General features: G+C 45.0%; 16 protein-coding genes and 1 pseudogene. 8 read left to right on the top strand and 9 right to left on the bottom strand.

Annotation, left to right across the window (positions count from 1 at the left end; translation table 11 throughout):
• Positions 1-53 precede the first annotated feature (53 nt).
• From QF049_RS31280 to QF049_RS31265, 4 genes are all read right to left on the bottom strand, one after another.
• Complete coding sequence (locus tag QF049_RS31280) at positions 54-1,478, bottom strand: glycoside hydrolase family 1 protein (RefSeq protein WP_091014346.1); 1,425 nt, start codon at positions 1,476-1,478, stop codon at positions 54-56.
• 21 nt (positions 1,479-1,499) lie between these two features.
• Entirely contained in the window at positions 1,500-3,170 is a 1,671-nt protein-coding gene (locus QF049_RS31275; RefSeq protein ID WP_307543016.1) for an S-layer homology domain-containing protein, read from the bottom strand.
• Between the two features lie 151 nt (positions 3,171-3,321).
• A complete protein-coding gene (locus QF049_RS31270) occupies positions 3,322-4,779 on the bottom strand; it encodes a glycoside hydrolase family 1 protein (protein WP_307543014.1) in 1,458 nt (485 codons plus the stop codon).
• Positions 4,780-5,068: 289 nt separating this feature from the next.
• Positions 5,069-5,362 (bottom strand): antitoxin Xre/MbcA/ParS toxin-binding domain-containing protein, encoded by a 294-nt coding sequence (locus QF049_RS31265; protein WP_083657375.1) that lies wholly within the window; start codon positions 5,360-5,362, stop codon positions 5,069-5,071.
• A gap of 147 nt (positions 5,363-5,509) precedes the next feature.
• Between QF049_RS31265 and QF049_RS31260 the strand changes: the two genes are divergently transcribed.
• From QF049_RS31260 to QF049_RS31250, 3 genes are all read left to right on the top strand, one after another.
• Entirely contained in the window at positions 5,510-6,574 is a 1,065-nt protein-coding gene (locus tag QF049_RS31260; RefSeq protein WP_307543011.1) for a suppressor of fused domain protein, read from the top strand.
• A gap of 26 nt (positions 6,575-6,600) precedes the next feature.
• Entirely contained in the window at positions 6,601-7,362 is a 762-nt protein-coding gene (locus QF049_RS31255) for a LuxR C-terminal-related transcriptional regulator (RefSeq protein WP_307543009.1), read from the top strand.
• A 116-nt stretch (positions 7,363-7,478) separates the two neighbouring features.
• The gene (locus QF049_RS31250) at positions 7,479-8,258 is read left to right on the top strand and encodes a hypothetical protein (protein WP_307543007.1); all 780 of its coding nucleotides are present in this window, start codon (positions 7,479-7,481) and stop codon (positions 8,256-8,258) included.
• Positions 8,259-8,372: 114 nt separating this feature from the next.
• On the opposite strand, the gene QF049_RS31245 is transcribed toward QF049_RS31250, so the two are convergent.
• Entirely contained in the window at positions 8,373-10,124 is a 1,752-nt protein-coding gene (locus tag QF049_RS31245) for an ABC transporter ATP-binding protein (protein WP_307543005.1), read from the bottom strand.
• Between the two features lie 151 nt (positions 10,125-10,275).
• On the opposite strand from QF049_RS31245, the gene QF049_RS31240 reads away from it, so the two are divergent.
• The 3 genes from QF049_RS31240 to QF049_RS31230 all read left to right on the top strand — a co-directional run bounded on the left by QF049_RS31240 (position 10,276) and on the right by QF049_RS31230 (position 15,158).
• Positions 10,276-11,718: an ABC transporter permease gene (locus tag QF049_RS31240; protein WP_307543003.1), complete on the top strand. Its 1,443-nt coding sequence runs from the start codon at positions 10,276-10,278 to the stop codon at positions 11,716-11,718.
• 34 nt (positions 11,719-11,752) lie between these two features.
• A complete protein-coding gene (locus QF049_RS31235; protein ID WP_307543001.1) occupies positions 11,753-13,264 on the top strand; it encodes an ABC transporter permease in 1,512 nt (503 codons plus the stop codon).
• A gap of 73 nt (positions 13,265-13,337) precedes the next feature.
• Positions 13,338-15,158 (top strand): ABC transporter substrate-binding protein, encoded by a 1,821-nt coding sequence (locus tag QF049_RS31230; RefSeq protein ID WP_307542999.1) that lies wholly within the window; start codon positions 13,338-13,340, stop codon positions 15,156-15,158.
• Between the two features lie 60 nt (positions 15,159-15,218).
• On the opposite strand, the gene QF049_RS31225 is transcribed toward QF049_RS31230, so the two are convergent.
• Positions 15,219-15,863, bottom strand: coding sequence for a sugar O-acetyltransferase (locus tag QF049_RS31225; RefSeq protein ID WP_307542997.1), 645 nt, complete (start codon positions 15,861-15,863; stop codon positions 15,219-15,221).
• Positions 15,864-15,921: 58 nt separating this feature from the next.
• On the bottom strand, positions 15,922-16,908 hold the full coding sequence (locus QF049_RS31220; RefSeq protein ID WP_307542995.1) for an ROK family protein: 987 nt from the start codon (positions 16,906-16,908) through the stop codon (positions 15,922-15,924).
• Between the two features lie 723 nt (positions 16,909-17,631).
• Between QF049_RS31220 and QF049_RS31215 the strand changes: the two genes are divergently transcribed.
• Entirely contained in the window at positions 17,632-17,901 is a 270-nt protein-coding gene (locus tag QF049_RS31215; RefSeq protein ID WP_307542992.1) for a hypothetical protein, read from the top strand.
• A 269-nt stretch (positions 17,902-18,170) separates the two neighbouring features.
• On the opposite strand, the gene QF049_RS31210 is transcribed toward QF049_RS31215, so the two are convergent.
• Complete coding sequence (locus tag QF049_RS31210; RefSeq protein ID WP_307542990.1) at positions 18,171-18,593, bottom strand: VOC family protein; 423 nt, start codon at positions 18,591-18,593, stop codon at positions 18,171-18,173.
• Positions 18,594-18,810: 217 nt separating this feature from the next.
• Here QF049_RS31210 and QF049_RS31200 point away from each other — a divergent pair.
• Positions 18,811-19,673: pseudogene (locus QF049_RS31200) on the top strand (IS110 family RNA-guided transposase); the annotation flags it as partial.
• Positions 19,674-19,899: 226 nt separating this feature from the next.
• Here QF049_RS31200 and QF049_RS31195 read toward each other — a convergent pair.
• Entirely contained in the window at positions 19,900-21,267 is a 1,368-nt protein-coding gene (locus QF049_RS31195) for an aminotransferase-like domain-containing protein (protein ID WP_307542986.1), read from the bottom strand.
• Positions 21,268-21,344 lie beyond the last annotated feature (77 nt).

Raw genomic sequence — 21,344 nt, 5'->3', positions numbered from 1 at the left:
CGTTAATGTGACATAAAAAGGTGCTAGTACAACTATGCTTATAGAACTAGCATTTACTCGTTACTGTTCTTAAGACTTGCGCCATTTGTACTAATAACTTCCTTGTACCAATGGAATGATTTTTTCTTGTAACGATCCAATGTTCCTGAACCATCATTGTTGCGGTCTACATAGATGAAACCATAACGTTTCTTCATCTCTGCTGTTGAAGCACTTACCAGGTCAATACAGCCCCATGACGTATAACCCATCACTTCTACGCCATCCTCAAGAGCTTCGCCCACCTGTACCAGATGGTCATTCAAGTATTGAATACGGTAATCATCGTTCACGGTTTTATTGCCATCTTCGTCCGTGATCAGCTCATCGACTGCACCCAGGCCATTTTCGACAATAAACAATGGTTTTTGATAACGGTCCCAGTATTTGTTCAAGGTTACGCGCAGTCCTTGCGGATCGATCTGCCAGCCCCACTCACTCGCTTTCAGATAAGGGTTTTGCACACCTGCGAACAGGTTTCCTTTTCCTTCGATACGTTTCTCGGGATCACCAGTCTCACAGATGCTTACATAATAACTGAATGAGATAAAGTCTACGGTATGCTTCAGAATTTCAGCATCGCCATCTTCAAACTTGATATTGATATTATTCGCTTTGAAATAACGATTAATGTATTTTGGATAATAACCACGTGCATGGATATCAGCAAAGATATCATTGCGCTGTTCCGCATGCATCGCTGCAACCACATCATCCGGGTTCGGAGTCAACGGATACGTAGGCATGCTCAGTACCATACAGCCGATTTTGGCTTCAGGCATAATTTCATGACCCAGTTTCACAGCTAGGGCACTAGCTACCAATTCATGATGGATCGCTTGGTACAGATCCTGTTTGGACAGTTCTGCTTTTGGCGTGTAGATTCCGCCGCTCATGAATGGCTCTTCCAGAATGGAGTTGATTTCGTTGAACGTCAGCCAGTATTTAACTTTGCCTTTGAAACGGTTGAAAAGAACTGTTACATAACGCTCGTAGAAATCGATCATTTTACGGTTAACCCAGCCATCATATGTTTTGGACAAATGCAGCGGTGTCTCATAGTGAGAGATCGTTACGAGTGGTTCAATCCCGTATTTGTGGCACTCATCGAACAGGTCATCATAGAATTGCAGACCTTTCTCGTTTGGCTCCAATTCATCACCTTTAGGGAAGATACGGGACCAAGCGATAGATGTACGGAACACTTTGAAGCCCATTTCAGCAAACAGTTTAACATCCTCTTTGTAACGGTTGTAGAAATCGATACCGATCAGTTTCAGGTTATCTTCTGTAGGTGCTTCCGTTCTAGGCGTTGTAATCCCGTGTGGCATTACATCTTGAACAGACAGACCTTTGCCATCTGTATTATAAGCTCCTTCAAGTTGGTTGGCTGCTACAGCACCGCCCCATAGGAAGTCTTTCGGAAATGGTGTAGTCATATCAATCATTCCTCTCATTATTTAGTCTTCTAAGTGTCGATTCGCCTTTGTCAGATACAAGCGGTCCATAATATCATGAAATTCTTCTCCATCAACCACATCATTAGGTGCAAAAAGTTGTGCCTCTTTGCCGCCCATAATATCGTATTGTGAGCTGTTTCGTATTGCTTCATATGCCCAATGAGTCGGAGGTACGTCATCAAACATAGCCGCCTCTGATTGATCAGGTTCTATACCCAAGTTTTTCTTCATTTTGTCCAAAATAACCGCTAATTGAGCTCGTGTTATATCACCTAAAGGGGAAAATTTATTATTCCCCGTTCCTTGCATTACACCTGCTTCTGTAACCTGCGAGATAGCCTTTTGAGACCATCGTTCAAACGTATCACTATAACTCTCTTCATATTGAGGATTTGGGAGTTTCAAAAAATCAGCAATCCATACGGCAAGCTGAGTCCGATCCACAATTTCATGCGCTTTAATTCTCCGGTCCATCCGGGTATATATATCGACATCAGATATTCCTTTGTCTTGATTAAACAAAAAGTCAGGTGTCTGATAACTTGCCAAAGCAGGAACCCATGACCAATGTTTCAATCCACCATAGAGATTATTTCCTTCCATGAAATCATCATCGTATACGAAAATGTCCGGATCACTCCCTAGTTCCAACAACGCTTCATACGCAAGTATACTCGTACGACTATCTGTTGTAGGATCACCCTTAGCATGGTGAAGCCAAATAGGAACATTCACAATATCTTTAAGTGCTTTAAATTCATCCACAGACCCCGTATAATCTGCAACTGTATCCTTGGCCGCAATGACAACAGCTCCTGCAAACAGATCCGGATATTGCATCATAAACCGAAGGGCTCCGCCACCCCCACTAGATACACCAGCCAGATAAATCCGATCCGGATCAACCTCCCCTTCAGCTACAAGCTTCTGGATCAGCTCATACTGTGCAACAAAATATGCTTGCATTTTAGCCAGTTGTTCAGGGTTATCGTAAATTTTGAAACTGTAATTCTCGGGATACTGTACAGCAAGCACGGAAGTATCATACCCCGATTCTGTCCAGACTACTGCTCCACGATTAGCCGTAAGATGACTTCTACCATCCGTACCTACTTCTCCCCCGCCATGAAGCCATACGACAAGCGGTTGTGCGTTGGTGGAAGGACTACGCTTCAGACGGTAAGACAACGCTTCACCGTTGCTGCCGGTGTACGTACCTTTTTCAAAATCATCGACGGTTCGGGTAACAACCTTATCCACATTGGTCTCATCAAAAGATAGCTCTGGATACGTTTTGTTCGTTACCTTAAATTTTGAAATCATACCTCCAGGATATTTAAACGGCTCGACCGCCATATGGATGGTATGATCCGTAATTGTCAATTTTATTCCGTCATCTTCATACTCATTTTGTATGATCTCTTCCGCTTCATTTAAGGGATAGCCATCATAATTGCCAGTAATTTCGAAGTCTGAAGCTTTCAGATTCTGATATTTCTCCGGATTCGCTACAGTAATGTCAAAGGACTCTACCATCTCTCCAGGATCACCAACATAGGTATTGGCCTGGATTCGAGTAACCTGGGTGCTTTCCGCACCAACGGTTGCTGGCCAGATCACACTCAGACTTAGTGTCAGGGCAAGCATCCATCCCATACTTTTTGTGTTCATACTCCATCTTTTCAAAAAGATATCCCTCCATATGTAATGTTTGCAGCACATAAAAAAGCGGACAAACGCTAATCAGCAGGCCCTCAGGAACATTAAATTCCATTAAACACTAACTGTTATATCAGGTTTGCCCGCTCAGAAAACGAGAGAACTACAGCTGCTCACCATTGCTGGAGATTACATTTTTGTACCAGTCGAATGAATCCTTTTTGGAACGTTTGAGAGTTCCGTTACCCTCGTCATCCAGATCCACGTAGATGAAACCATAACGTTTGGACATTTCGGAAGTGGACATGCTCACAAGGTCAATCGGGCCCCATGCTGTGAATCCAATCAGATCCACACCGTCTTTGATGGCTTCTTTCATTTGTTCGATGTGTTTTTTCAGGTAATCCACTCGATAGGAGTCATGGATCGAACCGTCTTCTTCAACACGGTCATATGCACCCAGACCATTTTCTACGATGAACAATGGTTTCTGATAACGATCCCAGAAGTTGTTCAGGGTTACGCGCAGACCGATCGGATCGATCTCCCAGCCCCAATCGGACGCTTCCAGATAAGGGTTTTTCACGCCGCCAGTCAGGTTACCCGATGTTTCTTCCTTGTCTGCGGATGCAGATTTGGTTACGGACATGTAGTAACTGAAGGAGATGAAATCAACAGTATTGCTCAGCAAGATCTCGTCATCGCCTGCTTCTTTTTGGATCACGATGTCGTTTTCCTCAAAATAACGAGCCATGTAGTTCGGGTACTTACCACGAGCATGCATGTCCGTGAAGAAGAGGTTGATCTGATTCTCGTGTTGAGCCAGACGAACATCTACCGGATTACATGTTGCTGCATAGGTTTCCATACGAGCAAGCATACAACCCACTTGGGAACCAGGGATAATTTCGTGAGCAAGCTTCGTAACCAATGCACTTGCTACAAATTGATGATGCAGCGCTTGATAAGTGGTTTGCAGCTTGTTGTCCACTTTATCGATCAGAATGCCGCCGCCAGTGTACGGGCTGAACAGCATAACGTTAATTTCATTAAACGTCAGCCAGTATTTCACTTTATTTTTATAACGGTTAAACACCGTTTCTGCGTAACGAACGTAGTGCTGGATTACTTCACGGCCAGCCCAGCCGTTATATTTTTGCGTCAAGCCAAGCGGTGTCTCATAGTGAGACAATGTAACGAGCGGCTCGATGCCATATTTCAACAATTCGTCAAATACTTCATCGTAGAATTTCAAGCCTGCTTCATTTGGCTCTTGATCATAACCGTTCGGGAAAATACGTGCCCAGTGAATGGACAAACGGAATACTTTGAAGCCCATTTCGGCAAACAATGCAATATCTTCTCTAAAGTGATGGTAGAAGTCGATACCGAAACGTTTCGGGAAACGTTCTTCAATTTTGCCGGAGAGGATCTCTTCAATTCGGGAAGAGGAAATTTCCATGGCATGTCCGCCTGTACGCTTCTCTTTGGGAACATGAGCGATCATGTCCGCTGTGGAGAGGCCTTTGCCGTCCTTATCGAATGCACCCTCCAATTGATTGGCAGCTGTAGCGCCGCCCCATAGGAAGTTTTCGGGGAATCCTTTTTTTGCCGTGGTCATGAATAACAACCTCTTTTCGAAATTTATTTTGGTTTTTCCAGGTAAAAAACTGTAATTTAGAGCAGAAAACAAGAAAAACCTAAACTCAAGGTAAAATAGCACCAAAAAAAGGAGCTTTCATTTCACCATCAGTTTAGGTTTTGCCTGTCTTCACAGTTACAATCCATCAAAAGATGTTATTGCATATTCTGTTGTGTTTGCTCTTGTAATGTAAGCGTAACATATCTATTTTGCAAAATCAACTTCACTGGATCATATGATCGTTCGCACACTCTCACCATCGAAAAAATTAACGCGGCATACGCATAATCGCTGCCCTTAATGCCTGCGCTCCTTCCTCCGTTTCCAGGTAAACAGCGGGACTTTGGTCCCCTAAAGCCGGGATATCTTTCGCCATCCATTCAAAAGCGTACTCCCCCATTTCACACAAAAGCACCCGACTTATATCTGCCGGAATCCCTTGTAATCGCGCACGTTCTACCCACGCGGGGTCCATCTTTTGTCCAAGTTCTTCAAACAGTTCGGAAAATGAGTCCCAGCTTGCTTGATTAAACTCCTTTAAATAGATACCTTTCATACTCATGTAATTTCACTCCCTGGATTGCAATTAATAACACCGAAGTCCTATCTGACACAATTCATCCTTAAGCCGCTTGAATCCGTTTCTGTAACAGGTAGACTTAATTTTAAATGTTTTTCGGGGGAAAGAACAGTCAAGGAGGATTCAATAATGACTCAGGAAGAAAACACATCCGGTTGGGATGCGATTGATCAATCCATGCGTGAATTGTATGGGGAACAAGAGCCAAAACACTACGGCACTGCCCTTCCGTATATGCTCGGAGGTCCCGATCCACTCGATGGCATTAGCGTTTATGAGGTGAACACACCTATGCCTCACTGGCATTTTGTCACCTACGGTTTCTCTGAATTATATGAAAAAGAGATGCAGGATGCATCCAAGAGCGGGTATGGATTCGAACTCACCTTTCGTCTTACACGCACTGAAGAAGTAACTGAACCGCCAGCCTGGGCGCTGAATCTGTTACAGAATGTAGGACGTTACGTGTTCAACAGCGGAAATATCTTTCAGCCAGGAGATTACATGGACGCCAACGGTCCGATCTGCCTAGAGTCGGATACACTGCTGACTGCTCTCTCGTTTATTGAAGACCCGGATCTACCCGCGATCTCTACGCCTAATGGTTCAGTGCAATTTATTCAGATGGTTGGCATTACAGGTCGGGAACTGGAAATGATTCAAAGCTGGAATGCTCGTGGCTTCCTGTCTGCCTCCTCCATGTTCATGCCCAAATATGTGACGGATCTGATGAGAAATTCGTACGCAGATATTCCTTCGGTTATACAAGCGGTTGAGGATGGAATGGAACAGGACGGGTCCAGCACAGCCTTTTTATTCATACAACAACTGGCCTGGGAGTCTCCTCGCAAAAAATTGCTGCAAAAATCGGTTCCGGCCAAACTCCAGCTTGGAGCCAAACAAGCCTTATTAATTGGCACCATCCTTCGTAGCAGAATTTCGAAAGGTGCCTCTCTATCCTTGATCGGACCTGATACTAATATTTTGTTCGAAGCAGGAGAACAACCAGCCGTATTGGAATCGGACAGACAAGTTACCCTGACGGTGAACAAACAAATTGTTGAGGAGCTGGCAGAGAACCTTCGCCCGGTTGAAGGAACATTCGAGATAACTTCATTGGATCATATTCTCGTTCAGATTGTTAGGACAGAGATTAAGGACCAGGAAGGACATGTCATTCAAACGATTGGGTGAGAACTGTGCAGCAAGGAGGAAACAACATGCCTGCCATTACATTTGCATCACGACACGAAGAGCCCCCGACTTGCTCGCATGCAGCAGGAACGGCTCCGTTCGACTATTTACCAAAATCCAGTCTGGATAGGCTTCGTAAAATAAATCATTTCCTGATTCATGCATTCCAGAACAGTATCTCGGTTATTAAAGAAAATTTAACGGGCACTTATCTTTTTCTACTCGCAGATACCAACGGTGTGCTCCTCTCCATGAATTACAGTTCAGATCTTAAAGCTGTAGTAGAACATTCCCCCATTCGTCCGGGCATGTTCTTCACTGCACAGAGCTGTGGAGTTAACGCCATATCAGAAACGATGGATAACAATAAGCCTGTACTGCTGCTGCCCGAGCAGCATGAAAGTCCTTATTTTCAAAGCTGGCATTGTTACGCCGCACCTCTGTTCATGGGATCGCAACATGTCGGTTATCTGGATGTGTCCACCATTAATGCAGATATGCAAGGTGAACTGATTGCCATTGCCAAGCTAATCCCAGCGTACATGCAGAACTGTTATCAGAGTCAAGAGACAGCTGAACTGTGCGACAAACCGGCGGTGGAGTTCACCGAGCGTCAGTTAACCATTCTGGCGATGATAGCCGGAGGCCTCACGGTAAAAGCCATTGCTTTGAAATTAAAGATCAAGGAATGCACCGTGAATCATCACAAAAAAGTGATTTTTAACAAATTAGGTGTGCAATCCAGCACAGAAGCTGTTTCAATTGCCAGCCGAATGTCTTATGTATAGAAGACCCCTATAGATTCCTATAGGTAGTATATGAGAACGTTTGTGCTACAATTTAGGAAGCAGGTAACATGTAGAGAGAGAGAGAAACAAACACACACACATTTCAGGAGGGTAATATGACAATTCCAAAAAAAGCTTCTTTATTCGCCATGCTCATTATGATTATGCTGGTTGCAGCCGCTTGCGGTGACAAGGCAGATAACACAGCCGCAACAAAAGAGCCTGCCGCGACAGAAACAACGACTGGCACTGATTCTGAGACAGCGAATACAGAAGAAACTGAGAACACTGAACCTGCAAGCGATGAGTCCAAGGAAACTGATAATTCCCAAGACGTTGAGCTGGGGACTACACAAAAAGGCTCATACACCAATGACTATTTCGGTGTATCTCTGAAATTCCCGGAAGCCTGGGAGTTCCAGGATGCTGCAGGTATGAATGAACTGACAAGCGCATCATCCGAAGCGATTGCTGGTGATGATGAAACGAAGAAAAAACAAATTGAACTGTCTCAGACCAAAACATTGAATCTGCTTATGGCTTCACAGTATCCATTGGACGGAGGTCAAGTTGGTCCTTCCGCCATGGCCATTGCTGAGAAAGTGAGCTTGTTGCAAGGCATCCGTACAGGTAAAGACTACCTGGAAGCAACCAAAAAATTCATGGTGGATAGCCAGTTCCCTTACGATTATAAGGAAATGACAACGGAAACCATCGGTGGTAAAGAGATGGATCTGATGCAAATCACGATGGATCCAGGTGACGGTTCAACCGTTACTCAAGATTACTATAGTACAATTATTGAAGGATATGCTTTCAACTTCATCTTCACTTACATGGATGATAAGACCAAAGCCGAGATTGATACCATCAAAAAATCGGTTCAATTCAAATAATCGCTTTTGATTACTGCCATTATACAAAGAACATATAACTCAACCCCGATAACGATCTGTGGAGATCATCATCGGGGTTCTTTTGTATTTGAAAAAGACTATATATTGCACTAACTAACTAGATACTGCGACCCAATGCCCATTCGTGACTTCTACCCACTTGGAATGTTCCAGATTATAACGGTCCTCTACTTCAACATTTTCTCTTGTTGTTTCTTTGAAAACATGTCTCTTTTTCTTCGCTTCTACCGCTGGGTCAGGCACAGGAATAGCGGACAGCAATGCCTTGGTATAGGCATGTTGCGGGTTGGAATAGAGTTCTTCACTCTCAGCCAGCTCCACAATTTTCCCGTTATACATGACAGCTACTCGGTCACTGATATGTTTAACCATGGACAAGTCATGCGCGATGAAGAGATACGTCAATCCGAGTCGCTGCTGTAACTCTTCAAGCAATTGTACGATCTGAGCCTGTATCGACACATCCAGTGCAGACAATGGTTCGTCACATACGATGAATTCCGGCTCCACAGCCAGAGCTCGAGCTATACCGATCCGCTGTCTCTGTCCACCTGAGAATTCATGTGGATAACGCTGCGCATGGGTAGGATCAAGACCCACCATCTCCAGTAGTTCCTCCACCCGCTTCTCCCGCTGAGATGCTGTACCTGCAAGTTGATGAATATCAAGGGCTTCTCCAATGATATCCATAATCCTCATTTTGGGATTCAGCGATGCATAAGGGTCCTGGAAAATAATCTGCATATGTCTGCGCATCGTTTTCATCTCCGAAGCTGACAAGCGATTGAGCGGGACTCCTTTAAACAGTACATCTCCACCCGTTGGCTCATGTAATCGCAGAATGGCACGCCCCGTGGTTGATTTACCACTGCCAGATTCCCCTACAACGCCGAGTGTCTCTCCTTGACGAATATGGAAGCTAATATCATTCACGGCCTTTAAGGTATTGCCTTTCCCCAGATTAAAATGTTGTCTGAGTGATTTCACCTCAAGTAACGGCTGATCATCCTCCAGATCTCTCGGGACCAATGATACCGGTTTGGGCTTTTTCTTCTGATCCAGACGTGGTAATGCATTCAGAAGTCTGATCGTATAAGGGTGTTTGGGATTAGCAAAAATCTCTGTTGTAGTCCCGGTTTCCACAATCTGTCCTTCTTTCATAACAACAACCCGATCACACATGCCTGCCACTACGCCCAGATCATGCGTGATCAGGATAATCGATGTACCCAGTTGGTCCTGCATGTCTTTCATCAAATTCAGAATCTGAGCTTGAATTGTAACGTCCAGTGCGGTTGTCGGCTCATCGGCAATGAGCAATTCAGGACGACAAGCAAGTGCAATACCGATCATGACCCGCTGGCGCATGCCTCCGGAGAATTCGTGCGGATACTGGTTGTAGCGTATTTCACTGCGAGTTATCCCCACCCGCTCCATCATCGCGATCGCCTGCTTCTTGGCTTCCCTTTTGGACACCTTCTGGTGTTTGATCAGACTCTCGGAGATCTGTTTCCCTACTTTAATGGTCGGATTAAGGGAACTCATCGGGTCCTGAAAGATCATACCAATATCACGCCCACGAATGCTTTCCATCTCTTTCTGCGTTTTATTGGCCAGGTCGACCCCTTTAAACAGAATCTCTCCATTTTTCATCTGTGAAGGCGGCGATGCAAGCAGCCTCATAATGGAACGTGCGGTTACACTTTTTCCGCTGCCCGATTCTCCTACAATGCCCAGCGTCTCGCCTTTGCGTACTTCAAAACTCACTTCTCGCACTGCCTGAAACTCACTCTCTCCTGAGTGAAAAGAGACCGATAGATCATTAACTTTCAGTAAAGGTTCCATGTCATCACCAGCTCTCATCCGTTTTTTCACATTCACTCATCTCATATGTATACCATTTAATTCCTTGACAATTGTTTAGACCCTAAATAATATATACTATATCAATCGGAATAATGCAATTTAAACCTGAATGAAAGGAGGCACGCTTGGTTTGAATCTTGCAGAAAGCAGCAGACTCTCGCGGTTGGTGCACAATTTAAGTTTTATTTATGGCAAAATGCTGCTTCATCCTTCCTACCGATATGTTCTGTTCATTCTTGGATTACCGATCAATCTGGTCGTGTTTCTAATATGGCGTTCGAATCGAAAAAATGACGGCTGGGTAGCTGCCAGGCAGGCGGCTGAGCAAGAACTGCTCACTTCTTCCTACCGGAACCAGCTGAAGTTGGAAGTCGAAGAACAGCTGCGTCGCAAACATCGTTTTTTCCAGCAGCAGGTCAGTGAGGGAGAATTCACACGTCAGACCGAGGAATGGTTGGAAGAAAGTGCTCAGAAAGAGTTGAAGGAGCGGACTTCCCGCATACTTCAGGAACAGGGAAGTCACCGTCTTACGATGGCTGATATATTCCACTCACTGATAGACAAACCGTGGTTTTTCGCGATATCCATTATTCCCGGCTGTCTGATGTATGGCATCCTCTTTTTGTATGGAAATCCTTATCTAAAGTACATATTTGAAAGAATACTGATGACGGTATTTGTCATTCTGGGCGTAGCAACACTCGTATTTACGATTTTGTATCTGTCTCCGTTCAACCCGGCAGCTAACATTCTCGGAGAGACAGCAACGCAGGAACAGATTGCAGCATTCAATCAGGTGTATGGCTTGGATCAGCCTTATCTTACACAGCTCTGGAACAATATTAAGGGAGTTGCTCTCTTCGATCTTGGCAAGTCTTTTGCAGGAAATGAAGACGTAACAGCAACGATTGCAAGAAAGTTTCCGATTACATTGACTCTCGCGGTCATCTCCCTGCTGTTAGCACTTGTCATTGCATTACCCATCGGTATTATCTCAGCGATTAAGCCTAATTCATGGTTCGATTATACGTTTATGTTTATCGCTCTGATTGGATTATCGATCCCGAATTTCTGGCAAGGACTTATTTTCATTCTGAACTTTTCCATCAAATTGCAGTGGCTTCCCGCTACCTTCAACCCGCAAAATTGGCTTTCGATCATTATGCCAACCATTGTGCTGGGCACGGGACTTACGGCTGCGGTGGCACGGATGACTCGATCTTCCACACTGGAAGTCATTCATGAGGATTATGTGATGACTGCCCGCGCCAAGGGGTTAAGCGAACGTCAGGTCATGCTGAAACACGCTGTACGTAATGCATTGATTCCAATTGTAACGGTGGTTGGACTCCAATTCGGAGCCATGCTGGGCGGGGCAGCGGTAACAGAGAAAGTGTTTAATATCAGCGGTCTCGGCAGTTATATTGTGGATAAGCAATTTATCCCTGATATTCCGAGTATCATGGGCGGAGTAATCTACACAGCAATTACGATCTCCATTATCAATGTAGCGGTTGATCTGCTGTACGCTTTTATTGATCCAAGAGTGCGCTCCAAGATGAAACAATATTAAAGTGTGTTGAACTACCTCTTAAAGCAGGTGTATTATGACAAACTCGTCCTTAACACAAGAAATGCGTTTCCGGCTTAAGTCTTCTCGAGAATACAGTCAGGCCAGCTTCGCCTGGATCACATCCCTTCTCTTGACTGCCTTGTTGCTGTTCAACAGTTATGACTGGAGCGAGCAGGCGTTCAAACCATTTCTGCTAACGATACTTGGGATCTATGTATTCTTCACACTGGTCCAAAGTGTCATCACCTTTCGGATTCGAAAAGACCTGATCCGTACGGGTACGATCTCTATTTTGACTCGCAGGATCGCCTGGGTTCAGCTACTTGCTATCATTTCTGGCAATATATTTATCGTAACGGCAACCTTTCATCTGATTCGAAAAGCGAGGAATGTGGAGTATACCTTTGCGGTGTATATGCTGTTAACCCAGCTGTTCGTCATCGGTGTATCCGCATTAAATGTTTTCAAACCCTATGTGGCTGATAACTTTCTGCCGGCCATGGCGGTGCTCATATTTATTCTCGTCATTGACCTGGTCGTACTGATTATCGTATCGCGATATAACGCGACCTCTAACCTCCCTCGCTGGATGATCGGTGTCAGTGTAGTGCTGATTCTGACCTCAATCACAGGGAATGTATTTGCACTATTGCTCGGGATTTCCATCATTGGACGCATTCGCAGACAGGGGAAACAAAAATCAAACTTCTGGAATGATCTGTGGGAGCGACTTGCTCCAAATATGACTGCCATGTCCGGTTTGTTTTTTATCATTTTTCTGTTCTCGATATCGATCTGCAGCTTTTTTACCTTTGACTACAGCATGGCTGTGGAAAATAACTACTCGGCGCTGCTTCAACCCCCTTCCCTGGCGTATCCGTTGGGAACGGACGACTTCGGACGATGTTTATTTTCCCGGATTGTATTTGGTGCCCGAATCTCCTTAATCGTAGGTTGCATGTCGACCATCATTCCTGTGTTAATTGGTGGAGTCCTCGGAGCATTCTCCGGCTTCTACGGAAGGCATACGGATAACATCATCATGCGGCTGCTCGATATTCTCTATGCCATTCCGGGAATTCTGCTCGCCATTGCGATTATTGCGGCGTTTGGAGCCAATACGGTCAATCTCATTCTGGCGCTGAGTCTGGGTTCGATTCCAACTTACGCCCGTACCATGAGAGCCAGTGTGCTCTATGTTTCTACTTTTGAATTTGTGGAAGCTGCACGTGCACTGGGGTACAACAATCGTACGATTATTTTCAAACACATTATTCCCAACTCCCTTGCGCCCATGATTATCAAATCCACACTCACGATTGGTGGAGCCGTTATTGCTACCAGCAGTTTGAGTTATCTGGGACTCGGCGTGGAGCCGCATATTCCGGAATGGGGTAACATTCTGAAGCTCGGCAGTACATACCTGGAAACCCACTCTTATCTGGCGATTTATCCAGGCTTGGCTATTATTCTGCTGGTTCTTTCGTTTAACTTTCTCGGTGACGGTCTGCGTGATGCGCTTGATCCCAAGCTGGAGAAGGCCTAAATGATTCGTTGAAATGAATGATATAGAAAAAAGAAATCACACATCACACATTCAAGATATGGAGGGTAATCCCATGAAAAAACGTACACTAATCTCATTGCTATTAATTCTCGTTATTGTGATTTCCGGCTGCAGTGTAAAAACGAAAACCGAATCCCAGGCGGAGACCGCACCAGCGGATACAACAGAAACTGCACAAAAACCGGTAGACATTGAACTGCTCGCCATGAGCTCTTCCGAAAATGATGTAAACATTGTACGCGACCAGCTGACTAAAAACGGCTTCAATGTGAAGCTGAACCTGCAGCCTGATTACGGTAGCTTCAAATCCCAGCAGGATGCAGGGAATTATGACATCGCCTTGTCCAGCTGGACAACGGTAACGGGAAATCCCGATTATGCGGTACGTTCCCTTTTCAAAACAGGTGGAGATTACAGTATCCTTGCAGATGGGGAACTTGATAAGCTCATCGATCAAGCAGCTACTCAAACTCCAGATGAGTACAAAGACACGTACAAACAATTGGAAGATCGCTTGGTAACTGACCAGGCGTATATCGCTCCTTTGTACATTTCCCTGAAAAGTCAGGCTGTGAACAAAGACATTCTGAATGTTGACACGGTTCGTCTCTCCAAATCCCGCGCCATGGCTTGGGAACCGATTGAGTTCAAGGACAGCTCCAAAAATGCCAAAGATCCGTTGATTCTAACGCAAAGTGCATCCGTACTGACTTCCCTTGATCCGATCAAAGGAAACGACGGCTCCATCAACCAGTTGAACACCAATATGTATGTACGTCTCGTTAACTTGACGGATGACGATCAGCTGACAGCAGAAGGATCACTGTCCCATAATTTCAGTATTGCTGAAGGTAATTCGGACTACTACTTCATTCTCAGAGACGATATCAACTTTGCGAAGATTGATAACAAAAAAGCTGTAGATACAGGAGAACGTGTCGGTGCAGATGATGTGATCTTCTCCCTGGATCGTGCTAAAAATAAAGATTCCGTTCCGGATCACCGGACGTACAGTCTGCATGAACACATCAAAGAAGCTGAGGTTGTAACGGAATTGAGTGCATTACAATCCATCAAACAATCCAGTGGTAACGGCACAATCCTCGAAGCATTGGAACAAGGATTGGGCAGCAAAATTACAGAACTCGTAACGGACAAAACCAAAGCAGATAATAGCGCAGGTAAATATCAGGTCGTTAAACTGACAACAACTGAACCTTTCCCGCAAGTGCTGAACTACCTGGCTCACCAATCTGCCGGGATCGTGTCCAAAAAACAGGTGGAGAGCATCAACACTTATGATGTAGCTTCTTTTGACGTCAACAAAGATATTCCTTACGGTGATCAGAACACGGTGACTGAAGGCGCATCGTACAATAACACCCTTTATACTAGCGGACCTTATATTTTATCTTATAAAAATGACTATGAAGCTGTATTCTTGCAAAATCCGGGATACCGCAAAGGCACTGAATATGCACCAAAAATTGCTCAGGTCAATGTCCGGTTCATCGCGGATGCAGACAGCGCCCTCTCTGCTCTTCGCAGCAGTGAAATTCATTTATACTACGGTGTGCCTGAAACCAAGTATGACATTATCAAAAATGACAGCAAATTGCATCTGCAAAGCATTCCAAGCAACGCCGTTTCTTATCTCTTGTTCAACACGGCCAACCGTGATGTGGCCAAGAGTAGTGATTTGAGAAAAGCCGTACTGTACTCCATTAATCAGGATGAAATTTTGAGTTTCTACAAGAATAACAAACTCAAAGCATACTCCACAGTAAGCCCGCTCGTTCCGACCGGGAATGAATTGAAAGCTGATCCTGCAAAAGTAAAAGAATTCTTGAGTAACTATAACGCCTCCAAGTAAACGTACAACAAAAAAAGGTTGTCACCAGGATCATCTATTTGATCCTGATGACAACCTTTTTTATTCTTCCAGCACACGGCAATCTGCCAGAACATCGGGATAGTTTCGCATGCTGTCCGCATCAGTAATTTTGCGAATAACTTTGCACGGTACGCCTGCTGCAAAAGAATGCGGTGGAATATCACGAGTCACCACGCTACCTGCTCCGATCACACAGCCGTCTCCAATCGTTACGCCCCCGCACACCGTGACGTTTGCCGAGATCCATACATCGTTACCAATCGTGACCGGTCTGGCATAACATAGTGACTTCACATCACCGTTTTGGTCCACCATCTGTCTCCGCTCGCTGGCAATCATGGGGTGAACAGGAGTGACAATCGTAACGTTGGGTCCAAAACTGGTATAGTTCCCAATCGTCACTTGCGCATCGTCTTGTATCGTCAGATTGTAATTACCGAAGAAGTGATCGCCTATCCGGGTATGTACACCATAATGAAAGAAGATGGGACCTTGCAGGAATCCACCTTTACCGATCTGCCCCAGTAGCTGTTGCAATATCTGATCCCTTTCCTCCGTCTGTTCCTCAAAGGTCTGACTGTAACGCTGACTGAGATTATGGGCCCGCCTTTTAATAGTCTTTAATTCCGGATCACTTGGACTAAACAATACGCCCTTCATGATTCTCTCTTCTTCACGCATCATGAATCCTCCTCTACAAGAGTTAGCTTATAAAATAAAAGCCACAGACATGAACTGTGGGTTATAAGGCTTCTGATAGAATGTCTGACTTCAACGCCTGAAGCACCATTCCTCGTAACCCAGCATCAAAATCATATTGGAACGAATCCTGATGTACGATCTCGGGCAACGACGGCATGGGATGATCCTTCCCGTACTGTTTCCACGCCAAATCCAGCTCTTCTCTCTCCACCCGTTCCTGATAAATGACAATCTGGTGCGGAGCAACGACGGCATTAATTGTTTGCAGAATATGACATACCTGCACCACAAAATCATCGTTGCTCATGTCACTTTTCCAATCAGGTGAATAAGGAAGATACTTAATCTCACCAAACATCCCTTTATTCCCGCGGATCATCTGTCCATTCAACATCATGCCCATACCCGGCGGATATCGGTTCGGAAAATAAATTCCTGCTACACTCTGTTCCTTCATATCAGCATGCTGTGTACAGTATCCGCTAATCGCTGCATTCACATCATTCTCCACGAGAACTTTCAGTTGGAACTCGCTCTCGATCTCCCGTATCAGATGTGAATGGATAAGCTCTTCATGACTGCTCACCGTGATGTCCCCATCCACGGCTTGCCCCGGAATACCGATGCCAATCATATCAATGGAGGGGTACTCCGCAACGAAACGCGCGATAAGTTGCAGCACATGCTGTTTATCAAAAGCAGGCAGGACGCTCTCTTCCTTCAACACAACCTTATTCTCCAGATTCATGACCGTTGCCGAAATCAACTCCTGGCCTTTCATCTCTTTGATGTAAAGAACCAAAGCAAGCTTGAAGTTATAATTATATCGATATGCCTGAGCAGGACGACCGCCGTTAGAGGGAACCACTTTATCCTGGAACAACTCTCCGCCATCACATAATTCCTGAATCAGCGCATTAATGGTAACAACACTAAGATTGGTTAATAAAGCTAATTGCGGTTTGGTCGCCGTCTCAATCTGCTGCATGACTTCACGCACATTATTCAAATTGATGTATTTCATCATTGTAGCGTTGGCTTTTTTCATAACCCTCTCGTTTCTACTCTGGTTCAATTGAGCCAAAGCAATGGTATGGATGTCATTTCACACCATATCATAACATAATGCCTTACTCGAACACATGAGTTCCATCGTGCTGGCGATGGATCGAAATCGGCAGAGCTACTTGGTTCACTCAAACAAATCATCCATTGACTTCACAGGCTTCACTTCAATTGGTTGCTTGGACAAGACCATACTGGCATAGGTACCTGCCCAGATTATAACTGCCATAATAACGTATACCATCCATACTTACCTCCCTGTTTCATGCGGATTATGATCTTACGATACTTATTACATGTGACTATCCCTTTAGTTAATAAATATACTTTATAAAGTGTATTACGTAAGTATGCGAGGATAACAGTTCTTTGTCAATATGATTTATCCGATTCCCTTTCCGTCCAAGAAACAAGTGCAAAGCATCACTACAACGACACGTATCATCTCGATGCCCATAATAAATAGCTGGCGACAGAATCATTCAACGATTCTGTCGCCAGCTATTTGTTCAACAAGCGAGCAGTTTATTTCGAATAGATTCGCTGTACCCCGGGCAATAAGGTCACAACTTGAATATCCACTCCCCATGCAAAACTCATTGTAGGCATCACGCCAAGAACCAGCAACAGGATGTCCCCGGGAACAAAAAACTGGCAAACGGATAGGCCCCGAAAATTATTCAAGATGGTAAAACTTGATAAAAGAACGTACGTTCGGTATAATGAAATTATCCTGAACAAGCGAGAGGCAGATATGGACGACAAATTTATTAAGGAATTACGCGAGATTAGTCGGGATGACAGACGAAGATCGGAGTTTATGATTCAAGGATTGAAGGAAACACTGCAAGAACGTAAAGAAGAAGGCTTGTTGAAGCGCTGGATACGGCGTAAGAAAACTGAGAAAAAAATCTCTCAAAGATTTAATCAAGATCCTTATTCGGATCAGAAGTAACAACATAAAAAGGAGGCGGAATACGCCTCCCTTGCTATTTACATATGTGAATCATTTAGACTTCGTTAGTTGTGACTTAACCCCTGAGTTTGCCAAAATACACATTATGCTTCCAATAGGTCAAATCCTAGCTGGACTCGGTTCATAAGCTTACTTATCCATTGCCAGTTAGCTAAGTGAAAAAAGAGCAGCCTGCCAACCTGCAGTCTGCCCCATGCTTTTTGAACTAACGTTTCCCGTTAGTTGAATTGAGATTCACTTATAAGAAATCACCTAAGGCGTTTAGAAATGGGGTGATCTTCATTCATTTGCAGTAAATCCCACAAATTCCCGTATAAATCTTTAAACACAGCAACTATTCCGTATGATTGTTCTTTGGGGTCTCTAACAAATTCTATTCCCTTGGAGACCATTTCATTATAATCTCTCCAGAAGTCGTCAGTGTTTAGAAACAGAAATACCCTACCACCAGTCTGGTTACCAACAAACTGCTCTTGTTCCGGTTTAGATGCTCTAGCTAGTAAGATTGTCGTACCAACAGAGCCAGGAGGAGCAATTACTACCCATCGTTTATCTTGCTCTGGTTGATAAATATCTTCAACTAACGTAAAACTTAATTTTTTCGTATAGAATTCAATCGCCTCATCATAGTCTTTTACAACCAAAGCGATATGCACAATGGACTGAATCAATATTAATCGTCCTCCTTAGAATATATAATTTTATATTACCGGAAAGGGACTATGTTTACTATCCTGCCCGTTCGTATTATGAGATCAACCAGTTCTTTCTGGCTAATCCTTTTTTCATTTGCATAGAGGATTAAGATAGTCCGGTCGAACGTACCTGCCCGTGGGACTTGATCCCGAGTGCTATAGTGTTCGCCCTACTTGTGATGACCATGATTGAGCTTACCTATTAGGAGAATTGTACTACAAGGAAGAGTTTGAACCTTTTAAGAAAAGAGGTGTGCAACTTCTCAATCTGCGCTATCTTACAAGACAGTATGAGTCCCTTTCAAAGATGTGTGTACAGACGAAGCTGCAATTCCAAGCCGTTTTAGATCAGGTTTTCCCAGCTTACAAAGGCGTCTTTGGGGCTATGTATTCAGGTATTTCACTACGGTTCTTAAGTGAATTCCCAACCTCATATTTAGTTTGCAGACAGATGAAAATACACTCAAAACTAAGATGAAGGAACTACTTTATTCGAAACGGGGGCGTTCAGAGGGCTGGATTAACCAACGGGTACAGCGATTGCTAGATGCGTCAAAACAAAACCCATTTCAGCAAACCATGTATGCATGCCACTTAATCAATTTGAAAGTCCTTATTACCCTCATTCTTCAGTACCAAGAGCATCTTGCTGAACTGGAACAGAACATAGATGCTCTGGCTGAAGAAATTGAAGAGTATGAATTAATTCAGTCGATTCCCGGTATTGGACATAAAATTGGAGAAGTCGACCGATTTGATCATCCTAAAAAGCTAGTTGCTTTTACAGGCATTGATCCGAGTGTCTTTGCTTCCGGTAAATTTACAGCAACTCGATACCGAATCACGAAACGTGGTTCCAGGCAGTTGCGTTACGCCCTGGTAATAGCTGTCCAGTGTGGGCTTATACGCTCCCGAAATATGCGAATCAAAGCGTTCTATGATCGCAAGAGAGCAGAAGGAAAACCACATAAAGTAGCTCTAATCGCATGTGCAAATAAGCTCGTCCATTGGCTCTATGCAATCTTGAAAAACAAAAAGGAATTTCGTCCAATTTAAAAGATTATTATTGGCATAACCTTCCAAGACACAACGGAAATTGGAGGGTTATTTGGCATGCTCATTTTAACTATACCACATGATTTAGTATCACTTTACTGTTAACTTTGACAAGCTATTAGCTGGTATAGTTCGATCAATCAAAAAGGCAGCCGATCCTCTTGCCGGCTGCCGTTAGCTCTCCCTTATTAATGACTTAAATCCGTGTAGAACTTGTTCAATCCCGCTACACAAACCGAACTCCCTTCGACTGGCGGAGCAGCTCCTGGATTCCGTCACCGATGGCCGAGATGCCGGGCTCAATGAGACTTTCATTCACCTGTGAGACGCTCAGCCTAAGGACATTTTCCTGCCGGAACTCCGGTAGGTACATGCGCTGTGCCGGGTCAACGCGCACGCCTCGCTGCAACAGGTGTTCGGCCGTCGCCTTCGCCCGGAGCGGGGCAGGCAGCCTAATCGTAGTATAGAAACCGGAGTAAGATCGGGTGTAAGCGGTACCAGTCGGCAAATGCTTGAGATATGCTTCCTGCAAAACCACCGCTTTGTGGTGGTAGATCTCCCTCATTCGTCCGATGTGGGCGGAGAACATCCCACTGTCTAGGTACACCTCGAGTGCCCCCTGCGTCAATAAGGGTGAATGTACGTCTGCCGCAGCCTTCGCCCGCAGGAATCCTTCATGTAGCCCGTCCGGCAGGACGGCCAGCCCGAGACGCAGGCCGGGAAGCATGACTTTAGAGAAGCTTTTTACATAGATAATTCGCCCGGACGGATCATAAGCGAACATGGGATCGTTCCTCAGATCGCCATCCAGATCGCCCATGTAATCATCCTCCACGATATACACGTCATACCGTTGCGCCAGCTCTACCATGCGCTTACGGGCTTCGTTCGTATGGCTGTACCCGGTTGGGTTGTGGAACCGTGAGACGGTGTAGAAAAACTTGACGTTCTTATCCCGGAACAGCATCTCCAGCCGTTCCAGATCCATACCGCCTTCCTCGTACGAAATACCGTGTACTTCGCCCCCATATCCCCGCAGCGACTCGATCATGCCAGCATGGACCGGCTGTTCCACGACAATATCCTCCTTGCCGTTTGGAAAAGGTAGCCCCACCAGCAAATGCAGCGCCTGCTGAGAGCCAGTCACCACATAGATGCGCTTCTGGGTTGTGAAAACCTGCAAATCCCGCAGATGCCGTGCCAGCTGGAGCCGCAGTGATGTGAGGCCCTGCCCCTCCGAATATGTGAACATGTCTTCACGGTAACGCTCGATGGCCTCATTCATGCAGTGCTGGAAGTCGCGGTATGGCATGGCGTTCCGGTCAGGACCTGCCCATTCGAAATCGATGACGTCATGTAACCCGCCTCTCGCCCCCTCCCTGTCTGGGCAGCGGTGGGCGACGTAATATCCGCTCTGGGGCACTGCATAAATCCGGTGCCTTTTCTCGAGCTCACCGTATGCACGAATCACCGTATTTCGACTGCAGCCGAACGCTTCCGCCGCTTCTCGGATCGACGATAGCTTGTCCCCTGGCCTTAGCTTCCCGGCCTGCATTTCCTGTAGGAGCAGTTTCACAATCGAGTCATACAGCATTACCTACACTCCCTTCTGCAAACTGTACGGGTACAATCATCTCAAACGATTGTACGCCCTACTGTACATTTCTATAT

This window comes from Paenibacillus sp. W4I10, assembly GCF_030816325.1.
GTDB lineage: Bacteria > Bacillota > Bacilli > Paenibacillales > Paenibacillaceae > Paenibacillus > Paenibacillus amylolyticus_B.
The sequence above is the reverse complement of the archived record's forward strand: the minus strand, read 5'-3'. Positions and strand labels throughout refer to the sequence as shown.